The following is a 21,799-nucleotide window of genomic DNA, read 5'->3' on the forward strand; positions in this document are numbered from 1 at the left end:
CAGCCGCGCGTGATTTGAAGATATCGTGCGGGGGTTGAATCATGTTGGTTCAGGCGAGTCAGGGTCAGTTCGGTTCGGCGCACGTCGTCGTGCTCGGCAACGAGAAGGGCGGGTCGGGAAAATCCACCTCCGCTCTGCATATCGCCGTTGCCCTGATGAAGGCCGGACAGCGTGTCGCCACCATCGATCTCGACTGCCGCCAGCAGAGTTTCACCCGCTACATCGCCAACCGGAGCGCGTGGGCGCGCCGCACCGGTCTCGACCTCGAAATCCCCGTGCACTACTGCGTCAAGCTCGGCGAGACGATGCAGATCGCCGACAATGAAAATTCCGAGTTCCAGCAGTTCATGGAGGCGGTGAGCGCCATCGAGCGCGCCTTCGATTTCATCGTGATCGATACGCCGGGTTCCGACTCCTATCTGATGCGTCTGGCGCATTCGATGGCCGATACGCTGGTGACCCCGATCAACGACAGCTTCCTCGATTTCGACGTGCTCGGCACCGTCGATCCCGCGACCTATTCGGTGACCGGCGAGAGCCATTATGCGGAGATGGTGCGCGACGTCAGGCGCAAGCGCCGCCAGATCGACGGCGCCACCACCGACTGGATCGTGGTGCGCAACCGCCTGTCGATGATCGGCTCGCGCAACAAGCAGCTCGTCGCCGACAGCCTGAAGGACCTTTCGCTGCGGCTCGGCTTCCGTTCGATCGACGGATTTGCCGAGCGGGTGGTCTACCGCGAGTTCTTCCCGCGCGGACTGACGGCGCTGGACGACATCGACGAGGCGACGCTGGGAACCCGGCCGAGCATGGGCCATGTCACGGCGCGCGAGGAAGTGACCAGCCTGTTGCGTCAGTTGAAGCTGCCGCTCGACGAACGCGGCCGCCGCCGGGCCGCGAACCGCGCCGAATGGTTCACCCAGGTCGACAAGCCGCTCGAAGTCCACGACATCATCGGCGACATCATCAGCGCCTGAGCCTTGATCCGCGCCTGAGCCTCAATCTGCGCCTGAGCTTTGGCCTATCGCGGCTCTATCACCGTCATTTTGAAAGGACCGCTGTTGGCGGCGGCATGCGCAACCGCTTCGTTGGCGCGGTCGAGTCCGAAGGCCGCGATCTCGAAATGATCGAGATCGACCAGGCCTGAGCGGATCAGGCCGGCCATCAGGGTGGCCGCATGCGGCGGGTACATCCATTGCCCGCGCAGCGTGATGCAGTTTCGCATCATCCACGGGTAGGGCAGCTCGAGGCCGGCGCCGCCTTGCATGCCGACGCCGCCCATCAGCACCACCCGCCCGTACGGCCGCACCGCCAGGATGGCGGTCCGCACCTGCACGGCATTGGCCGCGGGCGGGAGGATGTCGAGCACGCAGTCGATCGGGCCGGGCGCCGCCTGCAGGATGTGCGCGCGATCGTCAGCCTCGTGACCGCGCATCGGCACGGTCCGGACGCGGGCGCCGAACCGCTGCGTCAGTTCGGCCAGCGCCCGCTCGTTCCGCCCGGTTGCGACCACGCACTGCGCGCCCATCCCCAACGCGACGGCAACCGCGGCGCTGCCAAAGCTGCCGGTGGCGCCGTTGACCAGCGCGATCTCTCCGGCTTGCAGTTGCGCGGCGAGGAACCCGCCATAGGGCACGAGCAGCGTGCCGAGCGCGCACCAGCGGCCTGCGTCCTTCTCTTCGATGTCGCCGATCGAAACCGCGTTTTCCGTCGGCAGCCGCATTTGTTCGGCCCAGGCGCCGTCGTGGAAATACCGTTGCAGGCGCAGGCCTCCCTCGCTGCCGGCGGTGAGGCCCTGCAGGGCGATGTCGGGCGATAGCGCATTGTCGCGCGAGCGCACGGTCGGATCGCAATAGACCCAATCGCCGGGACGAAGCCGGGTTGCATCGGGGCCGGTGGCGCGGACGCGGCCGATCGCGCCGGGGCCGGGCACCACAGGCAGTTCCAGCAGGTATTTTCGCTCCCCGCTGAGGACCTCGTTGGCGTAGGCCAGCACGCGGCTCGCCACGACGTCGACAATGACCTCGCCGGTGCCAAGAAGCGGGTCGGGGCGGGTCTCGATCGCAAGCGGCGATCCGAACGCATTCAGGACGGCAGCCTTCATGGGGTCTCCTCATTTCGATGAAGCCGCATTCTCGCGAGCCTTCATGGGGCCAACAAGACCTGGTATTATCCTAGGACTGCAAGACCCCTTTTGAGGCACGGCGCGCATGGCGGCATCAGGCACGAATTCGAGGCAAAGCGAACTCGGCGACTTCCTGCGGTCGCGACGGCAGAAGCTGATGCCGAAGGCGGTCGGCGTGCCGGTGGGCCGGCGGCGGCGCACGCCCGGCCTGCGGCGGGAGGAGGTGGCCGAGCTCGCCGGCATCGGCGTCGACTGGTACATCCGCCTCGAGCAGGGGCGATCCGTCAGCCCGTCGGCTGCGACGATCGACGCATTGGCGCGCGCGTTGCGGCTGACCAAGGCCGAACACCGGCATCTGACGGAGCTGACGCAAAATGCCGACCGGCGCCCCTTCGTCCGCGAGACCGTACCTCCGGCGATCCGGCGCACGGTCGAACAGCTCAATTTGCCGGCCTATGTCACCGGACGGCGTTGGGACATTCTCGCCTGGAATGCGGCCGCGGAAGAAATCTTTGCGTTCAGCCGGCTGGCGGAAGCCGATCGCAACAGCCTGCTGTCGGTTCTGACCAACCCCGCGACGCGGCGGCTGTTCGGCGCATCATGGGCTGATGAGGCCCGACGCATCGTCGCCCAATTTCGCGCGACGCATGACCTGTGGGCCGGCGATCCCGCCTTCCGCGACCTGCTGGCGCGTCTGCGCGAAGGCTGTCCCGAATTTGCAGGCTGGTGGGAGGCCCACGACGTCAGCGGTGTCGCGGCAGGACGGAAATCCTTGACCCATCCCAAGAAGGGCCGGCTCAAACTGGAGTATGCGAGCTTCCAGGCCAATGACGACCCGGCGTTGAAGCTCGTTATCTACACGACGGTCTAAGTTTCGGGGATTGCGGTATTTGCGCACCCGTGGGCCGGTAGGTTCCCGGGAACCAAGCCTGCAGCATCACGTTTTCCTTAGACTTTTATCTAGTGCTCGAACCAAAGCTTGATTGGAGGCGTCGTAAGGAAAGACGGGTCGAATTTGTGGGGATTGCGCGGCTGCACAATGGATAGGTGCATCGCACAATGATCAGGCGGTCAACACACAACATTTGGCCTTTATGTCACGCCATCGTGACATATATCATCAACAAGGGACCGAAGAGTCTCAAACAGGGTTGGCCCCTAGCGGGGCGCGAGGACGAAGACGAACATGAAACGTGGAATTCTCGTTCTGCTTTCACTCTCCGTGCTGGTCGCTGTCGCGTATTTCACCGCGAGCAAGTGGGCGATCCGGCACGAGACCATTGCGTTTCATGATCCCGACCGCGACAACCGTCTGGTGGCAGTCAACGTCGCCATTCGCCGCGACAAGGAAATGCAGGCCAATGCCGGCTTGATCAAGCTGCCGGTTGCAATCCTCAATCACGGCAACACCGTCAAGCACACCGAGTACTCATTCCTCTCCAACATTTTTGCTGCGCGCGGCTACCTCGCCATCAGCCCGCAGCATGACCTGCCGACCGATCCGCCAATGGTTACCAAGGTCGGTGAGCTCTATGTCGGCCGTCTGCCGCAGATTCAGCGCGGCGTTGCCAACATCCATTTCGCCATCCACGAAATGAAGAAGGTTCAGCCCAACGCCGACTATGAGAAGGTGACGATGGTCGGCCATTCGATGGGCGGCGACATCACGATGTATTTCGCCAAGGAGTATCCCGACGAGATCAAGAAGGTCGTGACGCTGGACAATCTGCGCGTGCCGTTCCTGACCGACGGCAAGTTCAAGATCCTGTCGTTCCGTTCCAAGGATACGCACTTCAAGGCCGACCCCGGCGTGGTGCCTGACGACGAGCAGTGCGAGCAGTCCGGGATCACGGTCGTGAACACCGGCTTCCAGCATAACGACATGCGCGACACCGGGCCTGACGCCGCCAAATCCTCGATCCAGTCGATGCTCGACAAGTTCCTCGACGAGTCCGACAAGAGCGGCGCATTGAAGCCCGTGCCGACCAAGGTGCCGGACATCCTGACCAGCAGCCCGGGTCCGGTGCCGCTGTCCGTCCCGTTGGCCAGCAATCCGACGCCGAACAAGCCGGTTACGAACTAGGCGGCCGGCCGGTCGTCCTGCGTCTGCGGCTGCATTGACCGCCGCCGGCCGCCGTCCCACATAGAGCTTGCTGCTTACAAGCGAGCGCTCATGGCTGGCGAACCCACCAAACCGAAATCGACAGGCGATGTTGCGTCGGCAAAGGCCGAGGCGGCTAAGGGCGGCCCGTTGCCGCAGAGCAAGCCGTCGGCGTCGGACGATATCGCAGCCTTCGTGGCGAAAGCTCGCGCAATGTCGCCGCACCGAGCGGGCGCCAGGGGAAGGCTGGTGTTTGCGCTTGACGCCACCATGAGCCGGCAGCCGACCTGGGATATGGCCTGCGCGTTGCAGGCCGACATGTTTCGCGAGGCGGCTTCGCTCGGCAGCCTCGATATAAGGCTGGTCTATTACCGCGGCTTCAATGAATGCCGCGCCACCGGCTGGATCTCCGATTCCGCGCAACTGGCGAGGTTGATGGGCAAGATCGATTGCCAGGGCGGCAATACCCAGATCGGCAAGGTGCTGTCGGAGGCGCGCCGCGAGGCGGTGGCGTCTGGCGTGCGCGCCCTGGTGTTCGTCGGCGACGCCATGGAGGAGGGGGTCGACGATCTCTGTGCCAAGGCCGGCGAGCTCGGCCTGCTCAAGGTGCCGGTGTTCATGTTTCAGGAAGGCCACGACGCCACAGCCGAGCAGGCGTTCCGCGAGATCGCGCGGCTCACCGGCGGCGCATGGTGCAGGTTCGATCCGGGCGCCGCGGCGCAGTTGCGCGAGCTCCTGCGCGCCGCCGCAGCCTATGCCGCCGGCGGGCGCGAAGCGCTGCTGGCGCTGTCGAAAACCGCAAGCGGCGCGGCCGCGCTGATCGGCCAGATGAAGTGATCTGCGCCGCCGTTTGCTGCACGAGTGGCGACGCAGATCCTTGTTTAACGGCTGACGGTCGACTCCAGATCAACCGTTCAGCGGTCCCGCCCGTCAGAACACTACCTTGATGCCGCCGCTGACGCCGAAATCATTGCCGTCGGACCGTGCAAAGGTGGTGACGGCGTTGACGGTGGCGCTGACATTGCCGGCAATCGCCGCTGCGATGCCGGCCGCCACCTTGCCATAGGTCTGGCTGCGGCCATCGATCACGGTCAGCACCGGCAACAGCGGCGTCGTCACCTGCGTCGTGATGAGCGTGCGGCCGGAGCCGATGAAGTCATGCTCGGCGGTTAGATTCACGAACGGGCTGTAAATGCCATTGCCCATCACAAGCGGTGCGCGGAATTGCACGCCGGCACTCCCGGAGAGGTTCTCCAGCCTCTGCGCGTTGACGATGTTGGTGAGCAGAATGTCGCCGGTCTCGGTATATCCCGCGATTTGCGCGTTGGTGTAGGCGAGCCCGGCGATCGGACCAACGCGCAGCCATCCGGCGTCGAACAGGTAACCGGTCTTTCCGGCGAGCGTGAAGGTATCCGCATGGGTCGAACCGCGGATGGCGTCGATGATGCCCTGGCGGTCCGTGGCGTAAGCCTGGCGTCCATAGGCGAATAATCCGTCGGCAAACCAGTTGGCGCGGGTATAGGACGAGTAACCGCCGATCTGATACGCGTCGATGTTGTAGTGGGCGTTCTGAACCGCGAGGTTGACGTTCGGCTGCGAGTAACCGAACACCAATCCGGCGCGCAATTCGGGACTGACCTTGTACTCGACGCCGAGCGTGCCGCCGACCGAACGGTAGTCGTAGCTCGAGAGGAATGTCTGCGAGTCACGGCTGCCGCCGATATAGTTCACGTCACCGTAGACCGACCACCGGTTCTCCGCCACGGCGCGCGGCGGCGCCTTGGTCGGACCGTAGGCCGCCATGGCGTTCATCGCATTACCTATCGCGTAGGGTGTGAACGAGCGATACGCGTCGAGCCGGCCGAACACTGAGTTCGCAAAACCCGTGGCCATCGCCATCGCCACGTCGCCTTGCGGTGCGACCGTGAGCGGCGCGTCGATCTGGTTGGCCATGTAGCGGGCGATCAATGCAAAACCTGCGCTGGTGGGATGAATCGTGTCCCAATAGAAATAGCTGTTCTGAACGGTCGCCGAAGCCGCAAGGCAACCCGGAATCCCCAATGCGAACTGACAGCCGCTGGCGCTGGCGAAGCCATATTGCGCGGGATTGGCGGCTATCCGGGCCTGCAAGGTTTCGAAGTCAAACAGAAAGATGCGCGTGCCAGAACGGGCGGCAGGCGCGAGCTGTTGCTGGAGTTGTTGAAAGTAGGTTTGGGCCCATTGTTCGCGCTGCGCGAACGTCAGGGCCGGATCGCCGAAGGGGGCAGGGAAGTAGAACGGATTGCCGGGGCTGACCCAAGCGATGTTATGCGCGCCCAGCGCGATCAGTTGCTGAACGCCGGTCACCGCATTGGTGGCGGAGGTGGTCGCCAGCGCGCTGATCTGCGCGAGACTGTTGGCGCTGGTGAACTGGGCCTGATCGTTGCCGCCGATGGACAATGCGATGAGATCGCGCGAACCAAATCGCTGGCCGCTCGCCGCAAAGGTTGCGACCTCCTGAGCAAATCCCGGCAACCCGGGAATCACATTGGTATTGCCGGTCTGCGCGCCGCCGACCGCGTAGTTCGTCAGCGTCGGCAGATTGTAGGTGGTCTGCAGCGAGTCCACGAAGTTCGTGCCGCCGCTGAAGCGGCAGGTCGGATAGGTCGGCGGGCCGGCGGGGCAGGGAAAGCCGAGCAGGCGGAACGCGCCTCCCGGTGCAGACCCGGTGTCGGCGTAACTGTCCCCAAAGCCGGTGATTGAGGTGAACGGCGTGTTTTGCGCGAGCAGCGGCGTATGAGCCCCTGCGGTCAGAATTGCGCTGAGGGCCGGCAAAAGCGCGTGCCGCAAACCTCTCCGAATGGCCGAAACGGGCTGTTGCCCGACAAATCGCTGTCCGCGTCTTCTCATTGTCCCCTCCCAGGATTGCCGTTTTCCGCCATATTGGCATTATTGTTCACATCGTGAATTGTTCATGTCAAGAACAATAACACAAAGGATTTGCGCTACCCAGGCAACCGGGCGATGAAGGAGGATCAGATCGATCGACGAGAGAATCAGCGTGTCCGATCAAACACTGCGCGCGTCGCGTCCGGCGCCCCGGCCGAAGAAGGCGCGAAGCGCCGACAGGAAACGGCGATCCGTTGTGCACGCGAATGGACCCAGTGCGCCCATCAGCCTGGCGCCGCTCAACGGACTTGCCGGTTATTTGATCCGGCAGGCCCAGCTATGGGTGTTCCAGGACTTCAACGAAACCCTGGCGCCATTGGATGTTCGGCCGGTCCAGTTTTCGATACTGACGTTGATCAGCGAGAATCCCGGTCTTTCCCAGATGGCGCTGTCGCGGGTTCTCGGCATCGTCCGATCCGGACTGGTGCCGCTGCTCGACAGCTTGGAGGGCCGCGGGCTGCTCAAGCGATCCGCGTCCATGACTGACCGACGGTCTCACGCCTTGTATCTGACCGCGGAGGGTAAGGCGTTGCTCGTTCGCGCCAACGCCTTGGTTCAGGAACACGAAGAGCGCCTGAGGCAAAAGGTCGGTCCGTCCGGTCACAAGCAATTGCTCAAGGTGCTGGAGGTGTTCGGGCGCAGCACCTAATGCCTGAACAGGCAATCGCCGACCATGATTTTTGCCGGCGGGCGGCCTATATTAGAGCCATGCCAACCCTGATTGCCGGCGTCGTCGCCGTTGTCCTTCTCTACTTGCTGCTGCAGATGTTTCGTGCGGCCAACCCGGTCGTGCTTGCGCGCGGGATCAAGATCGCGGGCGGCGTGGTGGCGCTGGCGGTCGCGGCCTTTACCGGCCTGCGCGGCGAGCTTGCAATTGCAATCCCGCTTGGCATCTTCGGCGCCGGGCTGCTCGGCTGGTCGCCGTTCGGGCCGGGTAGCTTCAGCAATATCGGCGGGATCTTCGGCGGCGGCGCGCAACGTTCGTCGGGGCAGGCCTCGCGCGTCCGCTCGCAGTTTCTCGATATGAGCCTTGATCACGACAGCGGCGAATTGTCGGGCCAGATCGTGGACGGACCGAATGCCGGGCGCTCGCTCGGCGAATTCGACCTGCCGCAGTTGATCGCGATGATCCCGGCCTTCGACGCCGAGAGCGTCGCGTTACTTGAAAGCTATCTTGACCGCCGGTTTCCCGCCTGGCGTCAGAACGCGCAAGGCGACACGGCAGGGGGGCAGCGCCGCGCGGCGGCGACCGGAAAAATGACGGACGAGGAGGCCTATCAGATCCTTGGCCTGCAGCCGGGGGCGGGGCGTGACGACATCAGCCGGGCGCACCGCGCCCTGATGAAGAAACTGCATCCCGACCAGGGGGGCTCGACGTACCTCGCTGCCCGTGTAAACGAGGCCAAGGATACCCTTCTTCGCACGCATCTCTAGCTAACTCCGGCCCACGCCACCGACGCTACAAACCGAGAGTTGCTTCTGTTCTCTGACTAACGCCCCATATCGCCCGCCGTTGGTCGGCGTGGTCGATCATTCATTGCCGGTAAACCTAACCGCAAATTCTTGACGAGAAGTTTTCGCAGGCCGCATTGGGCGTGATTGCGTGAGAGCCGCGGCCCACTGTGTTTAGAAAACAACAAGGCCGGCGCTTGCGGCGCCGGCCTTGCGAACTTCAACGGGAAGTCCGGATCAGTTGCGAACGGTCATGCAGGAAATGTCGGCGCGCTTGAGCGTTTTGCACACGGCCTCGGCCTGATCGCGATCGAGACCGGCGAAGCGGGCGCGGAATAGCGTGCGGTCCTTGGAAACGACCGGCTCGGTGAAGGGATCGGCCTTGCTGAGCAGGGCGCTGGCCTTGGTGCGGGCGAGATCGATCCGCTGCTTGGCTTCGCTTTCGCTTTCGAGCGCGCCGACCTGGACGATCCAGCCGGTGCGGACCACTGCCGGCGCGGTCGGCTTGACGGCGTCGTTCTGTTGCACGGCCTGCGGCTGGGCGCGGGGGGCCGGATCGGCATAGGCCAGCGTCTGCGCGTGTGAGGCTTGCGAGGGCGCATGTGTCAGGCTGGAAGCGGGCAACACGCCGAGCACGCCGTTCCCGGTGCCGTGATTGGCCGGCTGCGGCAGCATGGCCGCCCTGAGGGCATCCCTGGCGGCTTCGGCCTTGGTCTCGGCGGCTTTTGCCACGACGGCGCTGGAAGTCTCGGCGACTTCGGGGCGGGCCGGGATGGCGCTGGTGATCGGCGGAGCCGTCGGCTGCGAGGGGCCGGCAGAGGCCAGTTTCATCGGACCGGCCTTGACCTGGACCGTCTTGACCTTGACCGGCTTCATCGGCTCGGCCGAGCCCGGGATCGCCGATATCGACTGGGACTGAATGACGCCGCTGGTCAACGGCGCGGGTTCGGGCTTGGCTTGCGACTCCAATTTATTCTGCTCGACCTTGGCGGGCGGCGGAGGCAGGGCAGCGGCGGCCGCCGCCATCAGCGACGGCTTCGCCGGCGCGATCGAGCGGGTTACGGGCATGGCTGCGAGCCCCGGTTCGGCGGCGGCAAGGGCGCCGCCGGACTGAGCCGTTTCGCCCGGACGCGAAGCGGTCTCGGCTTCAGCCACATCGACGGTGCCGTCGGCGGGATTGCGCTCGGTGATCGCGGCGACGGTACGCTTGGTGGCGCCCTTGTCCAGGTTCTCCGCCAGCAGGTTGCGCATGGTGGCGTCGCGCGAACCGCCGCTGCGGCCGCCCAGCACCACGCCGACGAGGTGGCGGTTGCCGCGGCGCATCGAGCTCACGAGGTTGAAGCCGGAGGCGCGGGTGTAGCCGGTCTTGATGCCGTCGATGCCTTCGACATTGCCGAGCAGGCGATTGTGGTTGCGGATCGACTGGCCGCGATAGGCAAACACGGAGGTCGAGAAGTAACGATAGTACCGCGGGAAGCGGTCCTGGATCGCGCGGCCGAGCGTCGCCTGATCGCGTGCCGTGGTGAGTTGTTCATCGTTGGGCAGGCCGGACGCGTTGCGATAGGTGGTTTTGCTCATGCCGAGCGCGCGCGCCTTGCGTGTCATCAGCCTGGCGAATTCAGCTTCATTGCCGGCAATGGCTTCCGCGATCACCACGGAGGCGTCGTTGGCGGAGCGCGTCACGAGACCCTTGATCGCATCCTCGACCTTGATGGTCTGACCGGGCCGCAGGCCGAGCTTGGTCGGCGCCTGTTCGGAAGCGAACTCCGACACTTCCATCTCGGTATCCAGCTTCATCTTGCCGGCGTCGAGGCGCTCGAACAGCAGATAAAGCGTCATGATCTTGGTCAGCGAAGCCGGGCGCCGGATGCCGTCTGGATTGTTCGAGGAGAGCACCGCACCGGAATTACCGTCGACGATGATCGAGGAAAACTGCGGGCTGTAGCTCTCCCGCACGACGTGGTGTCGACGGTGCTTGTAGCGGCGCGCTTCAGCGCTCTCGCTCGAGATCAGTATCGCGGTCGTGAAGGTAATGAGCCCGAGGGCGCACACGCGCAAAGCGCGCGAGGAAGCCAAGGTTGTACGAAGCATTTACTTCCCCGTCCCAATTTCTGTCTTGATCACCGGCGCGTGAGGCAAAATTGTGCCCAACAACCACTGATATTGCCCCGTTCGAAGTACCGATCCGGCCATCTGGCGCGGTCGGGTTGGCCGATCAGGTCGCTGTTCTAGCTAAGGTGCTGTTCACAAACAGCTTTCAAGCTGCCTGTCGGAAGACGAACAAATCCAGGAATCAGGTTAGGCGGGGCGGGTTTCCAAAAGATTAATTAACCGTTGCGTAAGACCCCGGGTTTTTGCGCTAATTGGCCATATTTGTGCGTCGCACAATATTTCTTGACTTTATTGTGCGGTGCACATATACGGATGACGTCAGGGGGCCGGGACCTCCCGGCAATCGGTTTACACCTGCAGTCTGGGAAAGGACTCCATGATGGTCAAGGTTGAAGACATTCAGAACTACGGCAAAGAGCATCTCGAATCGGTTGCCGCTTCCGCGAGCAACCTGCAGAGCGGCGTTCAGGCGATCGCGACCGCCTATGGCGACTACGCCAAGAAGTCGTTCGAGGACACCAAATCGTACGTTGAAAAGCTCTCCGGCGTGAAGTCGCTGGACAAGGCGATCGAAGCGCAGACCGAATTCGCGCGCTCTTCCTACGAGACCTTCGTCGCGGAGTCGCAGAAGATCGCCGGCCTCTACACCGATCTCGCCAAGCAGACCTTCAAGCCCTACGAAGGCCTGGTCGCGAAGTTCAACCCGGCCGCGCACTAATTCGTTCGCGATTTTATCCGGTACTAAAAAGCCCGGCCGTTGCGGCCGGGCTTTTTTCTTGGCGCCACGACGTAAGCGCTTATTTATAGACGCGTAGCTTGGCCAGCGACTGGCCGATCGAATTGAACGCCGATACGGTCTGGCTGGGATCGGTGATGTGGTAGAACTTGTCTGAGCCGCTGGCGCATTCCTTGAGTACGGCAGACTCCCCATCCCCGCCAGTATCGACCTGGACGGTGTAGATTGTGATGTTGTGCGGCGCCGCCTTGGCGTTTGCGCACAGGATCTTCTGCCGGGCATCGATCTGCGACGCATTCGAGTACCAGCGATTCTGCGTGTTCAGGCCGTCCGACAGCAGGACGACGGCATCCTTGTAGGTATAGTTCGCGGTGTCCTTGGCCGGGGCATTGAACGGCTGCACGCCTACGCCGAGCGTCAGCCAGGCCCATGCCATACCGATGCCCTGGTTGGTATTACCGGTGGGCTGCAGGTTGCCGATCATCGTCTTGAGCGTCGTCCAGTCGTAGCTCAGCGGCATGATCGGTGGCATATAGGGATTGTTGCCCGACTTGCAGTATTGTTCGACAACGTTCCCCTGCCAATTTTTTGTAACATATTCTTCGGCTACAACCATCGTCGGCGCGTTGGTCGAACTCGGCGCAGTGTTCTTGGTATCGTAATCCTGCGTGCGGTCGGTGACGCAGCCGGTCCACTTGGTCTTATCCGGCGTCCAGATCCTGCTGGAGTTGCTAAGGCAGTCACTCTTGTTCGTCTTGTTGGCTAGGCTGCACGTCCCCCAGGTCGGGTTCTGATCGCTCCACACATCCCAGTCGATCCAGGTCTCATCCTTGAAGCTGGTGCCAAGGTTGACGTCCTTGGCGAACGGAACAATCGAAATGTAGATGTCGCCGGGATTCTTCGCCAGCGCGCTCAACTGATCGACGAGGGCTTTGGCGGCCGTCTGCATCGCCGGCATCTTGCCGTCGTTCTGCATCGATCCGGTCACGTCGAGCGCCATCGCGACCCGCATACGTACGTTGCCCCAGGCCGAGGTGGAACTGGTCTTGAAATCCATCGTTGGGAAGCCGACGACCCGCATGAAACCGGTTTCTATGTTGCCGGAGCCATTGACCAGGATCGTCGATCCATTGCCGGAGTTCTGCGCATAGCTCGCCGTGATTGCGAGCGACTTGGCCTCATTGTTGGTGTAGAGGGCCCTGAAATACTCGTCTGCCTTCGCGCTGATTTGCGAGGTATTGATGGTGCCCTCGGTCAGGTCCTTCGCCAACATCAGGGCGGTGGAGTCGAGGGCGGCCTGCATCGAGGATCGGGCGGCGACGGCGCGGGTGTAATCGACCGCCGCCCCGACGAAACTGATGATCGGGATGACCGCGATCCCAAAGAGGATCGCGATATTGCCGTCGTTGGCGCCGGCGAACCGGCGGGCGGCCGCGCGAAGGCGACGGAAAACGACTGTATCGAGCATGGCTCTCACCGCAAATGTGATTTCTACGGGCATTTCCGCCCGGGCCGCTAAACAGGGGGTAAACCGGTTCCGCCAAAAACGGCTCAAAGCCTGCGCATCGCCAGACCGGCTGCCAAAAGCGCCTGCTATCGTCAACGGCGGCTAAACGGGCGGTCGGGGTCCTTTGTCAAATCAGGCAGAAACGATTAACCTTGGTCTGGATAGCCGAGCCGGGAATCGGGCCGGTCCGGGATCGTGTCAGCCAGCGTCAATGCGCTTGCAGCGGTCCGGCGGCAGACCCATATTCCAGGTGCCGATCCGGCTAACGGGTCGGACCGGGAGCGGCGATCTGGAAAAATGCGTTGCTGGGTACTTCGCGGTGGCTCACGCCCGAGCCGGTCGCGAGAGGGCTTGGATACGCCGTCCGGTCACCCCTTTTGGAATTTCGAACGCCTGAGCCATGTTGCAGCCAACCTTCAAAGTTTGTTCGTCCGCGCCGGCAAAGTCGTCTGCTTCTGCTCCCCGAATGGGCAATGACGAGAACCGCAATACCGGAACCGGTGGGCCGTCGACGTCGGTCATCACCAAGGTCAAGCCGAAGACCAAGCGTCCGAACCTGTATCGCGTCCTGATTCTGAACGACGACTACACGCCGATGGAGTTCGTCGTTCATGTGCTGGAGAAATTCTTCCAGAAGGACGCCGAAGCGGCCACCAAGATCATGCTCCATGTGCATCATCACGGGATCGGTGAGTGCGGCGTGTTCACCTACGAGATTGCCGAGACCAAGGTCACGCAGGTGATGGATTTCGCGCGCAAGCACCAGCATCCCCTGCAATGCGTGATGGAAAAGAAATAGCCGCGCATGGCTCTCGGCCCGGCCGGAGAGGGGAACGGGTCTTGCATTGACTGCGTTGACGAAGCCGATCGGTTTTCCCGGTAGTTTTTCGGGGGAAGGGTGCGTGAATTTAGAGGAAAACCACCTTTCCGGAACCGGTCTTTCGCCACGATCGTGCGTAACTATATGACAGGTAATGACGAAGGTTGTTGTTGCCTGACCGGGTAATGGCGATCATGATGACCGGGGGCCATAGAGGACGAGAATGCCAACTTTTTCCCAAAGCCTTGAACAATCCCTGCATCGTGCGCTGGCGATTGCAAACGAGCGGCACCATCAATACGCGACGCTCGAACACCTTCTGCTTTCGCTGATCGATGACTCGGATGCGGCGGCGGTGATGCGCGCCTGCAGCGTCGATCTCGACAAGTTGCGCACGAGCCTCGTCAACTATCTCGAAACCGAATTCGAAAATCTGGTGACTGATGGCGCCGACGACGCCAAGCCGACCGCCGGATTCCAGCGCGTGATCCAGCGCGCGGTGATTCACGTCCAGTCTTCCGGTCGCGAAGAAGTGACCGGCGCCAACGTGCTGATCGCGATCTTCGCGGAGCGCGAAAGCCATGCCGCCTATTTCCTGCAGGAGCAGGACATGACGCGGTACGACGCGGTCAACTATATCAGCCACGGCATCGCCAAGCGGCCGGGCGTCTCCGAAGCGCGCCCCGTGCGCGGCGTCGACGAGGAGACCGAGACCAAGGGCAACGAGGACGCCAAGAAGAAGGGCGAGGCGCTCGAGACCTATTGCGTCAACCTCAACAAGAAGGCGCGTGACGGCAAGATCGATCCGGTGATCGGGCGCAATTCCGAGATCAACCGCGCGATCCAGGTGCTGTGCCGCCGGCAGAAAAACAATCCGCTGTTCGTGGGCGAAGCCGGCGTCGGCAAGACCGCGATCGCGGAAGGGCTCGCCAAGCGCATCGTCGATTCCGAAGTGCCGGAAGTGCTGGCGGCCGCCACCGTGTTCTCGCTCGACATGGGCACGCTGCTCGCAGGCACCCGCTACCGCGGCGATTTCGAGGAGCGGCTGAAACAGGTTTTGAAGGAGCTGGAGGCGCATCCGAACGCCATCCTGTTCATCGATGAAATCCACACCGTGATCGGCGCCGGCGCCACCTCCGGCGGCGCGATGGACGCGTCCAATTTGCTCAAGCCGGCGCTCGCCGCGGGCAACATCCGCTGCATGGGCTCAACCACCTACAAGGAATACCGCCAGCACTTCGAGAAGGACCGTGCGCTGGTGCGCCGGTTCCAGAAGATCGACATCAACGAGCCGACGGTCGAGGATGCGATCGCGATCCTGAAGGGCCTGAAGCCCTATTTCGAGGATTACCATCGGCTGAAATACACCAATGAGGCGATCGAGGCCGCGGTCCAGCTCTCCTCGCGCTATATCCACGACCGCAAGCTGCCCGACAAGGCGATCGATGTGATCGACGAGTCGGGCGCCGCACAGATGCTGGTCTCCGAGAACAAGCGCAAGAAGACCATCGGCATCAAGGAAATCGAGACCACGATCGCGACCATGGCGCGGATCCCGCCCAAGAGCGTGTCGAAGGACGATGCCGAGGTGCTGAAGCATCTCGAACAGACCTTGAAGCGCGTCGTGTTCGGCCAGGACAAGGCGATCGAGTCGCTTTCCGCAGCGATCAAGCTGGCGCGGGCAGGCTTGCGCGAGCCGGAGAAGCCGATTGGCAGCTACCTGTTCTCGGGCCCCACCGGCGTCGGCAAGACCGAAGTGGCCAAGCAGCTCGCGGCCTCGCTCGGCGTCGAGCTGTTGCGCTTCGACATGTCTGAATACATGGAGCGGCACACGGTTTCGCGCCTGATCGGCGCGCCTCCCGGCTATGTCGGCTTCGACCAAGGCGGCCTCTTGACCGATGGCGTGGACCAGCATCCGCATTGTGTGGTGCTGCTCGACGAAATCGAGAAGGCGCATCCGGATCTGTACAACGTGCTGCTGCAGATCATGGATCACGGCAGGCTGACTGACCATAACGGCAAGCAGATCAACTTCCGCAACGTGATCCTGATCATGACCACGAACGCGGGCGCCGCCGACCTCGCGCGCCAGGCCTTCGGCTTCACCCGCAACAAGCGGGAAGGCGACGACCACGAAGCGATCAACCGTCAGTTCGCACCGGAATTCCGCAACCGGCTGGATGCGATCGTCTCGTTCGCCCATCTCAATGCCGACGTCATCGGCATGGTGGTGGAGAAGTTCGTGCTGCAGCTCGAGGCGCAACTCGCCGACCGCGACGTCACCATCGAGCTGTCGGAGCCCGCCAAGGCCTGGCTGATCGAGCATGGCTACGACGAGCAGATGGGCGCGCGTCCGATGGCGCGCGTGATCCAGGAGCACATCAAGAAGCCGCTGGCGGATGAAGTACTGTTCGGTCACCTGAAGGGCGGCGGCCATGTCCGCGTCGTGCTGGTTCCGGACGAGGCCGGCACCGAGGGCAAGAACAAGATCGGCTTCGAGTTCGTCGAAGGACCGGTGACGCCGAAGGCGGAGAAGCTGCCCGGCGCCCGCAAGCGCAAGCCGAAACCGGGCGGCCCCAACGGGGGCGGCGGGTCCAAGGGACCGGCCTCAAAGGGCCCGCTGGTCAAGGCCTGACCGGAGGCTAAAGCGAATTAAGCCGGCGTGTCGCGAGACCGCCGGCTTTTTGCTGGGTGGCGCGGGGCGTTCAACCCGGCGGCGCGTTAACGCGCTGTTGGCAACGTACAAAAAACTGGGGCCGTAGGAGCCCGGTTGGATCTTCCCGGTTAAGCCGGTTTAGATCACCCGGTTGGATATTTCGGGCGGAAACCAACTGGAATCGCCGCCATGAGCGAACAGAAATCCATGCCCCGCGGCCGTACCCTCCTGGCCGGCAAGATCATCTCGAATTACGGCCAGTCATCGATCGATTGCATCGTCCGTCAGATATCCGATGTCGGCGCCGTCATCGAAGTCGAAAGCGCGCTCGGCATTCCCCAGCATTTCCATTTGCTGATCCCGGGCGAAGGCGATCCGCAGCCGTGCAAACGCGCATGGCAGTCGGAGAAGCAGGTCGGGCTCGTGTTCGAGACGGCGGAAGCCGCCAAAGAGGAAGCTGCCCGGAACAGCACCGAGGAGGCCAGGAGCGGCGATCAGATCGTTCGGGGCCAGTTGCTGGCGCTGCGGGCGGCGCTCGATGTCGTCGATGTCGGCGTGCTGCTGCTGGACGCCAACATGAAATCGCAATTCATCAACCGCGCGTTCCGCCGCATGTGGGCGTTGCCGGATGCTGTCGCCGATCGAAATCCGGCATTCGTCGCGTTGATGTATCATGGCCGTGACACCACCAACGCCTACGAGATCGAGGCCAGGAGTATCGACGCCTATGTCGCCGAGCGCGTCCGCCTGGTGCGGGCGGGCGATACCAGGCCGCTCGATCTGCGCCGCACCAATGGCGAGGTGATCCGGATGCAGTGCGCGAACCTGCCCAATGGCGGCAGGATGATCAGCTATACCTACGTGACCGACATCGTCCGCCACGCCGATGAACTGGAGGTGCTGCACAGTGCGCTCGACAACGTCTCCGAGGGCGTCGTCATGCTGGACGGCAATCTCAACGCCCAGTTCCTGAACAGGAAGATGCGAACCTTCTGGGGCGTTACCGGGGAGCAGGCCGCCAGGCGTCCGTCCTATGAGTCGCTGATCAGGAATTCGCCGCATGCAAACGATCGCGGGATGACGCCGGACCAACTGGACGCGTTCTATGCCAGCCGGGTTGCCGCCGTGCGGGACGGCAGCGAGCCATTGCGGGACCTGCGAACCACCGACGGCCGCAACATCCGGGCGCATTGCGCGCTGCTCAAGAACGGCGGCCGGATGCTGACCTATTGCGATGTCACCGACCTCGTTCGCAACGCGCAGCAGATGGAAGAACTGGCGACCATCGATTCGATGACGGGCCTGTACAACCGGCGGCATTTCTGGACGCTGGCCGCGGCAGAATGGAGCCGGTTTCAGCGCTACTACCGGCCGCTATCGGTGCTGATGATCGACGTCGATCATTTCAAGGCGGTCAACGACCGCTACGGGCATGCGGTCGGTGACGAAGCGCTGGTCGCCGTCGCCAATGCCTGCCGGGAAGGCAAGCGCAGTTCCGACATCGTCGGAAGGCTCGGGGGCGAGGAGTTTGTGATGCTGCTGCCGGAAACCGATCTCGATCAGGCGAGAGTCGTCGCGGAGCGGGTTCGCCGGAATGTTGCCGCCAACGCGTTGGAGGCGCACGGGGTCCACTTCAACGTAACCGCCAGTGTTGGTTTTGCGGCCGCGACGGTGAGCATGTCGGGATTTGAAGCCTTGCTGCATGCGGCCGATGGCGCCCTGTGTCAGGCCAAGGCCGAGGGCCGTAATCGCACCGTCGCATGGTCACCGCCACCGGCAGCGAAGCTCGCGGCGGAGTAGGGCGCCGCCGGGCCTCTAGCGTTGGTCGAGCAACTCGTTGATGCGGCGCTGCAGTTGCAGCTTCTTGATCTCGCTTCTCCGCAGCCGTTCCGCGAGATCGGAGACCGGCTCGGCAGGGCTTTCCGCCCTGAAGGCGACGCCGACGAAATTGTCGCGCCACCAGATTACTTTGGCCAGGAAGGAGCGGCCCTTGCGCGCAATCCGCAGCGAGAGCTGCTCTTTCGGCAACTGGATGTCATTGCTGAATTCGATGGTCGCGCCGTGGTCGGAGATGTTGCGGACGATGCATTCGCGCGTCGCGCCGCGTTCACCGATCTCGGCGACGCCGCCATACATCACCTTGTCGCGCACGCTCTCGCGCCGGTCTCGCATTGATATCTCCCAACAAAGAAGGAGACTTTTACCCCGCTTTGTGCCCCGTAAAAGATCGGCTGATGCAAAATGCGGCATTAACGTAAACTAACGCCGGTTCCGATGGCGCCGATTTCGGGACAATTGCAGCGCAAAAAAGGCGGCGCGCCGCGGTGGAACCGCGGATCCACCTGCCAGCCGTGATCGTTTGACTAGCGTTTTCACCGCATGCGCGCTCTCGGATTTCAACTGCCATGCAAGGAGCCCGATTTCTTCGCGCCCTGTGGTGCGCGGTGCCGCTCTTGTTCTCGGTTGCGCCTGTCGGCGCCGAGGACGCGGGTGAGGCTACCCGGTCGAGCGTCGAGCCACGCGCGATAACGGCTGGCGGGGCGCGGGAGAGCGACACCCGCGAGGCGATGTGCCTGATGATCGAGTCGGCCGCGAAAGCCTCACACCTGCCTCTCGAATTCTTCGCCCGCATCATCTGGCAGGAGAGCCGCTTCCGCTCCGACGCGATCGGGCCGGTGACGCGCAGCGGCCAGCGCGCGCAGGGGATTGCGCAGTTCATGCCGGGCACCGCGAACGAGCGCGGTCTGCTCGATCCCTTCAATCCGGTGCAGGCGCTGCCCAAATCGGCGGAGTTCCTGGCCGAGCTGCGCGACCAGTTCGGCAATCTGGGATTGGCGGCTGCGGCCTATAATGCCGGCCCGCGCCGGGTTCAGGAGTGGCTCGCCGGCACCGGTGCGATGCCGCAGGAGACGCGCAGCTACGTTATCGCCATCACGGGCTCCACCGTCGAGGATTGGGCAAGTGCGCAGAAGGGCGGCAGGACACCGGAGCGGATACCGACGTCGAGCTGTCGCGACTTGATGGCGCTGCTGAAGCAGGCGCCCAGTCCCTTCATCACCGAACTCGAGAACCGCATCACGCTCGGCGCCGCCAAAGTGTGGGGCGTGCAGCTAGCCGCCGGCTTCAGCCGCGACAAGGCGCTCGCGATGTACGCCCGCGCCATCAAGCGGCTCAGCGCCGTGATCGGCGACCAGGATCCAAGCCTGCTCTCCTCGGTGATGCGCAGCCGCGGCACCCGCGCCTTCTATCAGGTGCGGATCGGGGCCGACACGCGGCCCGCCGCCGACGATCTCTGCAACCGCATCCGCAAAGCGGGCGGGGCGTGCTTCGTGTTACGCAACAGGGGCGTGCCGGGATGATGCACATTTCCGTAGCCCGGATGGAGCGCACGCAATCCGGGACCGGCTTGTCCACTTGTGAGAATCCCGGATTACGCTGCGCTCCATCCGGGCTACGCTCCGTAGATCGTCATTATTTGCAAAAGTCAGTCACGCTGTTTGAGGCTTCCGGGATGTCTCGGCTACATTGGATTGAGTTACCGGCGGCCGGGCGGATAGCGATTTCCGCTCGCCCCCGTGCTGATGATTGGCTGGAGACGGAGGTCGGCGAATGGAAGGCATCCGGCCTGGATACGGTCGTGAGTCTTCTCGAACGAGAGGAGGTTTCCGAGCTCGGATTGCAGCGCGAAGCAGAGCTTTGCCGCACGAGCGGCATTGAGTTCGTATCCTTTCCCATTCCCGATCGTGGTGTGCCTGAAGCCAAGCGTGACGTTTTGCAGATCGCGAGTTCTATCGCGAGCGGTATTGCTGACGGTCGCTCGATAGCGATTCATTGTCGGGCAGGGATCGGCCGGTCATCGATGATCGCGGCATGCGCGCTGATCTGCACGGGAATCGAAGCCAGTGACGCGCTCGCACGGATTAAAGACGCGCGCGGCCTGACGGTGCCGGACACCGATGAGCAGCGCGACTGGATTATCGCCTTTGGTGCAATGTACCGAATGCCCTAGCCCTGAAAAACAGAGGCGTGCTGGGGTGAAGCACATTTCCGTTGCCCGGATGGAGCGCAGCGCAATCCGGGACCGGCTTGTCCACTTGTGAGATTCCCGGATTACGCTGCGCTCCATCCGGGCTACGGGACTACTGCATAGCCGCTCTGAGCGGCCGCTCGCTTGACGCGGGCAGCTTTGGCCAGCCCTATGCCCGCGACGAGTCAAACCCCACCGGTCACCATTGGCGCTACCTCCGCTCTCTTCCCCCAGCTGGAAAAGCCCCATCCGCGCCTTCGCGTGGGGCATGAGCTCGGTCGCATCCACGGTGCTGACGCTGGTGCTGTTTGCGACCTATCTCGGCATCGGTGCGCTGGCCCATGACAGCCATTTCAGCCTGGGCTGGGTGCTCGGCAGCACGCTGCTGGTCTGGGCGGGTCCGGCGCAGATCATCCTGATTTCGACGCTCGGCTCCGGCGCGACCGCGGTGCAGGCCGCGATTGCGGTGACGGTGAGTGCGATCCGGCTGTTTCCGATGGTGGTGTCGGTGTTGCCGCTGATGAAGACGCCGCAGACAAAACGCCGTCACCTGGTGCTGGCGACGCATTTCATCGCGGTCACCCTGTGGGTCGAATGCTACCGCCTGCTGCCAAAAGTGCCGCGCGAGCGGCGGATTGCGTTTACGCATGGGCTTGGCTGCGGTCTCGTCACGGTCTGCATGGTCGCCACCACGCTCGGCTATGGCCTTGCCGCCAACCTGCCGCCGCTGTTTGCAGCCGCGATCCTGTTGCTAACGCCGCTGGCGTTCCTGCTGTCGACCGCACGCAACTGCCGGCAGATATCGGACATATTGGCGCTGGTGCTCGGGATCGCGCTGTTTCCGCTGGTGTCGATGCTGCACACCGGCGTCGATATCCTGATCAGCGGCGTCACCGCCGGCACCATCGCCTATGGCGTGCACTGGTGGCGCGAGAGGGCGCGCGCATGAGCGAGTTTTTCGGCAGCCCGCAGGCGCTGTTGGTCCTGGTGCTCGCCGGCTTCCTGCCCAACGAGGTCTGGCGCATGGCCGGGCTGTGGTTCGGCGCCGGCGTCGACGAGGGCTCGGAAGTTCTGGTGTGGGTGAGGGCGGTGGCGACCGCGATCCTCGCCGGCGTCATCGCCCAGATCCTGGTGCAGCCGCCGGGCGCGCTGGCCGGCGTGCCGGACTGGCTGCGCTACAGCGCGGTTACGGCGGGCTTTGCGATCTTCATGCTGATGCGACGCTCGATCTTTGCCGGCGTGGTCTGCGGCGAGATCGTGTTGCTGGCCGGGAAATGGTGGCTCGGTTGATTGCAGGCGGCGGATAATCCGGTACTGTCCGGCACATAAGAAACG

Annotated in this window: 19 protein-coding genes; 14 read left to right on the forward strand and 5 right to left on the reverse strand. The window is 63.3% G+C overall.

Translation table 11 applies throughout. The features are described 5' to 3' along the window. Positions 1-41 precede the first annotated feature (41 nt). Positions 42-977, forward strand: a complete 936-nt coding sequence (locus IVB05_RS18030) for a division plane positioning ATPase MipZ (RefSeq protein ID WP_214493087.1) — start codon at positions 42-44, stop codon at positions 975-977. Positions 978-1,021: 44 nt separating this feature from the next. On the opposite strand, the gene IVB05_RS18035 is transcribed toward IVB05_RS18030, so the two are convergent. Then, entirely contained in the window at positions 1,022-2,104 is a 1,083-nt protein-coding gene (locus IVB05_RS18035; RefSeq protein ID WP_247785965.1) for a zinc-binding alcohol dehydrogenase family protein, read from the reverse strand. A gap of 106 nt (positions 2,105-2,210) precedes the next feature. Here IVB05_RS18035 and IVB05_RS18040 point away from each other — a divergent pair, with 106 nt between their 5' ends. The 3 genes from IVB05_RS18040 (at position 2,211) to IVB05_RS18050 (ending at position 5,063) form a co-directional block, all read left to right on the forward strand. Further along, complete coding sequence (locus IVB05_RS18040; RefSeq protein WP_247785967.1) at positions 2,211-2,996, forward strand: helix-turn-helix transcriptional regulator; 786 nt, start codon at positions 2,211-2,213, stop codon at positions 2,994-2,996. Between the two features lie 315 nt (positions 2,997-3,311). Continuing rightward, entirely contained in the window at positions 3,312-4,208 is an 897-nt protein-coding gene (locus IVB05_RS18045; protein ID WP_247785968.1) for an alpha/beta fold hydrolase, read from the forward strand. 90 nt (positions 4,209-4,298) lie between these two features. Continuing rightward, positions 4,299-5,063 (forward strand): VWA domain-containing protein, encoded by a 765-nt coding sequence (locus IVB05_RS18050; RefSeq protein WP_247785970.1) that lies wholly within the window; start codon positions 4,299-4,301, stop codon positions 5,061-5,063. Positions 5,064-5,156: 93 nt separating this feature from the next. On the opposite strand, the gene IVB05_RS18055 is transcribed toward IVB05_RS18050, so the two are convergent. After that, positions 5,157-7,115 (reverse strand): autotransporter domain-containing protein, encoded by a 1,959-nt coding sequence (locus IVB05_RS18055; RefSeq protein WP_247785974.1) that lies wholly within the window; start codon positions 7,113-7,115, stop codon positions 5,157-5,159. Between the two features lie 151 nt (positions 7,116-7,266). Here IVB05_RS18055 and IVB05_RS18060 point away from each other — a divergent pair, with 151 nt between their 5' ends. Continuing rightward, positions 7,267-7,803, forward strand: a complete 537-nt coding sequence (locus IVB05_RS18060; protein ID WP_247785975.1) for a MarR family transcriptional regulator — start codon at positions 7,267-7,269, stop codon at positions 7,801-7,803. A gap of 59 nt (positions 7,804-7,862) precedes the next feature. Beyond that, a complete protein-coding gene (locus tag IVB05_RS18065; protein WP_247786774.1) occupies positions 7,863-8,588 on the forward strand; it encodes a DnaJ domain-containing protein in 726 nt (241 codons plus the stop codon). A 255-nt stretch (positions 8,589-8,843) separates the two neighbouring features. On the opposite strand, the gene IVB05_RS18070 is transcribed toward IVB05_RS18065, so the two are convergent. Continuing rightward, positions 8,844-10,697, reverse strand: a complete 1,854-nt coding sequence (locus IVB05_RS18070; protein ID WP_247785976.1) for a serine hydrolase — start codon at positions 10,695-10,697, stop codon at positions 8,844-8,846. A gap of 400 nt (positions 10,698-11,097) precedes the next feature. Between IVB05_RS18070 and IVB05_RS18075 the strand changes: the two genes are divergently transcribed. After that, on the forward strand, positions 11,098-11,436 hold the full coding sequence (locus tag IVB05_RS18075; RefSeq protein ID WP_247786775.1) for a phasin family protein: 339 nt from the start codon (positions 11,098-11,100) through the stop codon (positions 11,434-11,436). A 79-nt stretch (positions 11,437-11,515) separates the two neighbouring features. On the opposite strand, the gene IVB05_RS18080 is transcribed toward IVB05_RS18075, so the two are convergent. Continuing rightward, a complete protein-coding gene (locus tag IVB05_RS18080; protein ID WP_247785977.1) occupies positions 11,516-12,922 on the reverse strand; it encodes a TadE/TadG family type IV pilus assembly protein in 1,407 nt (468 codons plus the stop codon). Between the two features lie 505 nt (positions 12,923-13,427). Between IVB05_RS18080 and clpS the strand changes: the two genes are divergently transcribed. From clpS to IVB05_RS18095, 3 genes are all read left to right on the forward strand, one after another. Beyond that, positions 13,428-13,760: an ATP-dependent Clp protease adapter ClpS gene (clpS, locus tag IVB05_RS18085; protein ID WP_247785978.1), complete on the forward strand. Its 333-nt coding sequence runs from the start codon at positions 13,428-13,430 to the stop codon at positions 13,758-13,760. A 244-nt stretch (positions 13,761-14,004) separates the two neighbouring features. Beyond that, on the forward strand, positions 14,005-16,416 hold the full coding sequence (clpA, locus tag IVB05_RS18090; RefSeq protein ID WP_247785979.1) for an ATP-dependent Clp protease ATP-binding subunit ClpA: 2,412 nt from the start codon (positions 14,005-14,007) through the stop codon (positions 16,414-16,416). Positions 16,417-16,626: 210 nt separating this feature from the next. Further along, positions 16,627-18,237, forward strand: coding sequence for a diguanylate cyclase (locus IVB05_RS18095; protein ID WP_247785980.1), 1,611 nt, complete (start codon positions 16,627-16,629; stop codon positions 18,235-18,237). Between the two features lie 15 nt (positions 18,238-18,252). On the opposite strand, the gene IVB05_RS18100 is transcribed toward IVB05_RS18095, so the two are convergent. Continuing rightward, positions 18,253-18,609: a PilZ domain-containing protein gene (locus IVB05_RS18100; protein WP_247785981.1), complete on the reverse strand. Its 357-nt coding sequence runs from the start codon at positions 18,607-18,609 to the stop codon at positions 18,253-18,255. A gap of 233 nt (positions 18,610-18,842) precedes the next feature. Between IVB05_RS18100 and IVB05_RS18105 the strand changes: the two genes are divergently transcribed. The 4 genes from IVB05_RS18105 (at position 18,843) to IVB05_RS18120 (ending at position 21,754) form a co-directional block, all read left to right on the forward strand. Then, complete coding sequence (locus tag IVB05_RS18105; RefSeq protein WP_247785982.1) at positions 18,843-19,796, forward strand: lytic transglycosylase domain-containing protein; 954 nt, start codon at positions 18,843-18,845, stop codon at positions 19,794-19,796. Next, entirely contained in the window at positions 19,793-20,446 is a 654-nt protein-coding gene (locus tag IVB05_RS18110) for a dual specificity protein phosphatase family protein (protein ID WP_247785983.1), read from the forward strand. The genes IVB05_RS18105 and IVB05_RS18110 overlap by 4 nt, the downstream gene beginning before the upstream one ends. Before the next feature lie 223 nt (positions 20,447-20,669). Then, entirely contained in the window at positions 20,670-21,413 is a 744-nt protein-coding gene (locus IVB05_RS18115) for an AzlC family ABC transporter permease (protein WP_247785984.1), read from the forward strand. Further along, positions 21,410-21,754, forward strand: coding sequence for an AzlD domain-containing protein (locus tag IVB05_RS18120; RefSeq protein ID WP_247785985.1), 345 nt, complete (start codon positions 21,410-21,412; stop codon positions 21,752-21,754). Before IVB05_RS18115 ends, IVB05_RS18120 begins: the two co-directional genes overlap by 4 nt. Positions 21,755-21,799: the final 45 nt, after the last annotated feature.

It is taken from the genome of Bradyrhizobium sp. 170 (assembly GCF_023101085.1).
GTDB lineage: Bacteria > Pseudomonadota > Alphaproteobacteria > Rhizobiales > Xanthobacteraceae > Bradyrhizobium.

Coding starts and splice junctions, on each gene's coding strand:
- IVB05_RS18055 (WP_247785974.1), bottom strand. CDS start 7,115: ATGAGAAGACGCGGACAGCGATTTGTCGGGCAACAGCCCGTTTCGGCC.
- IVB05_RS18070 (WP_247785976.1), bottom strand. CDS start 10,697: ATGCTTCGTACAACCTTGGCTTCCTCGCGCGCTTTGCGCGTGTGCGCC.
- IVB05_RS18120 (WP_247785985.1), top strand. CDS start 21,410: ATGAGCGAGTTTTTCGGCAGCCCGCAGGCGCTGTTGGTCCTGGTGCTC.
- IVB05_RS18045 (WP_247785968.1), top strand. CDS start 3,312: ATGAAACGTGGAATTCTCGTTCTGCTTTCACTCTCCGTGCTGGTCGCT.
- IVB05_RS18075 (WP_247786775.1), top strand. CDS start 11,098: ATGGTCAAGGTTGAAGACATTCAGAACTACGGCAAAGAGCATCTCGAA.
- IVB05_RS18100 (WP_247785981.1), bottom strand. CDS start 18,609: ATGCGAGACCGGCGCGAGAGCGTGCGCGACAAGGTGATGTATGGCGGC.
- IVB05_RS18065 (WP_247786774.1), top strand. CDS start 7,863: ATGCCAACCCTGATTGCCGGCGTCGTCGCCGTTGTCCTTCTCTACTTG.
- IVB05_RS18035 (WP_247785965.1), bottom strand. CDS start 2,104: ATGAAGGCTGCCGTCCTGAATGCGTTCGGATCGCCGCTTGCGATCGAG.
- IVB05_RS18105 (WP_247785982.1), top strand. CDS start 18,843: ATGCAAGGAGCCCGATTTCTTCGCGCCCTGTGGTGCGCGGTGCCGCTC.
- IVB05_RS18080 (WP_247785977.1), bottom strand. CDS start 12,922: ATGCTCGATACAGTCGTTTTCCGTCGCCTTCGCGCGGCCGCCCGCCGG.
- IVB05_RS18095 (WP_247785980.1), top strand. CDS start 16,627: ATGAGCGAACAGAAATCCATGCCCCGCGGCCGTACCCTCCTGGCCGGC.
- IVB05_RS18110 (WP_247785983.1), top strand. CDS start 19,793: ATGATGCACATTTCCGTAGCCCGGATGGAGCGCACGCAATCCGGGACC.
- clpA (WP_247785979.1), top strand. CDS start 14,005: ATGCCAACTTTTTCCCAAAGCCTTGAACAATCCCTGCATCGTGCGCTG.
- IVB05_RS18050 (WP_247785970.1), top strand. CDS start 4,299: ATGGCTGGCGAACCCACCAAACCGAAATCGACAGGCGATGTTGCGTCG.
- IVB05_RS18040 (WP_247785967.1), top strand. CDS start 2,211: ATGGCGGCATCAGGCACGAATTCGAGGCAAAGCGAACTCGGCGACTTC.
- IVB05_RS18030 (WP_214493087.1), top strand. CDS start 42: ATGTTGGTTCAGGCGAGTCAGGGTCAGTTCGGTTCGGCGCACGTCGTC.
- clpS (WP_247785978.1), top strand. CDS start 13,428: ATGGGCAATGACGAGAACCGCAATACCGGAACCGGTGGGCCGTCGACG.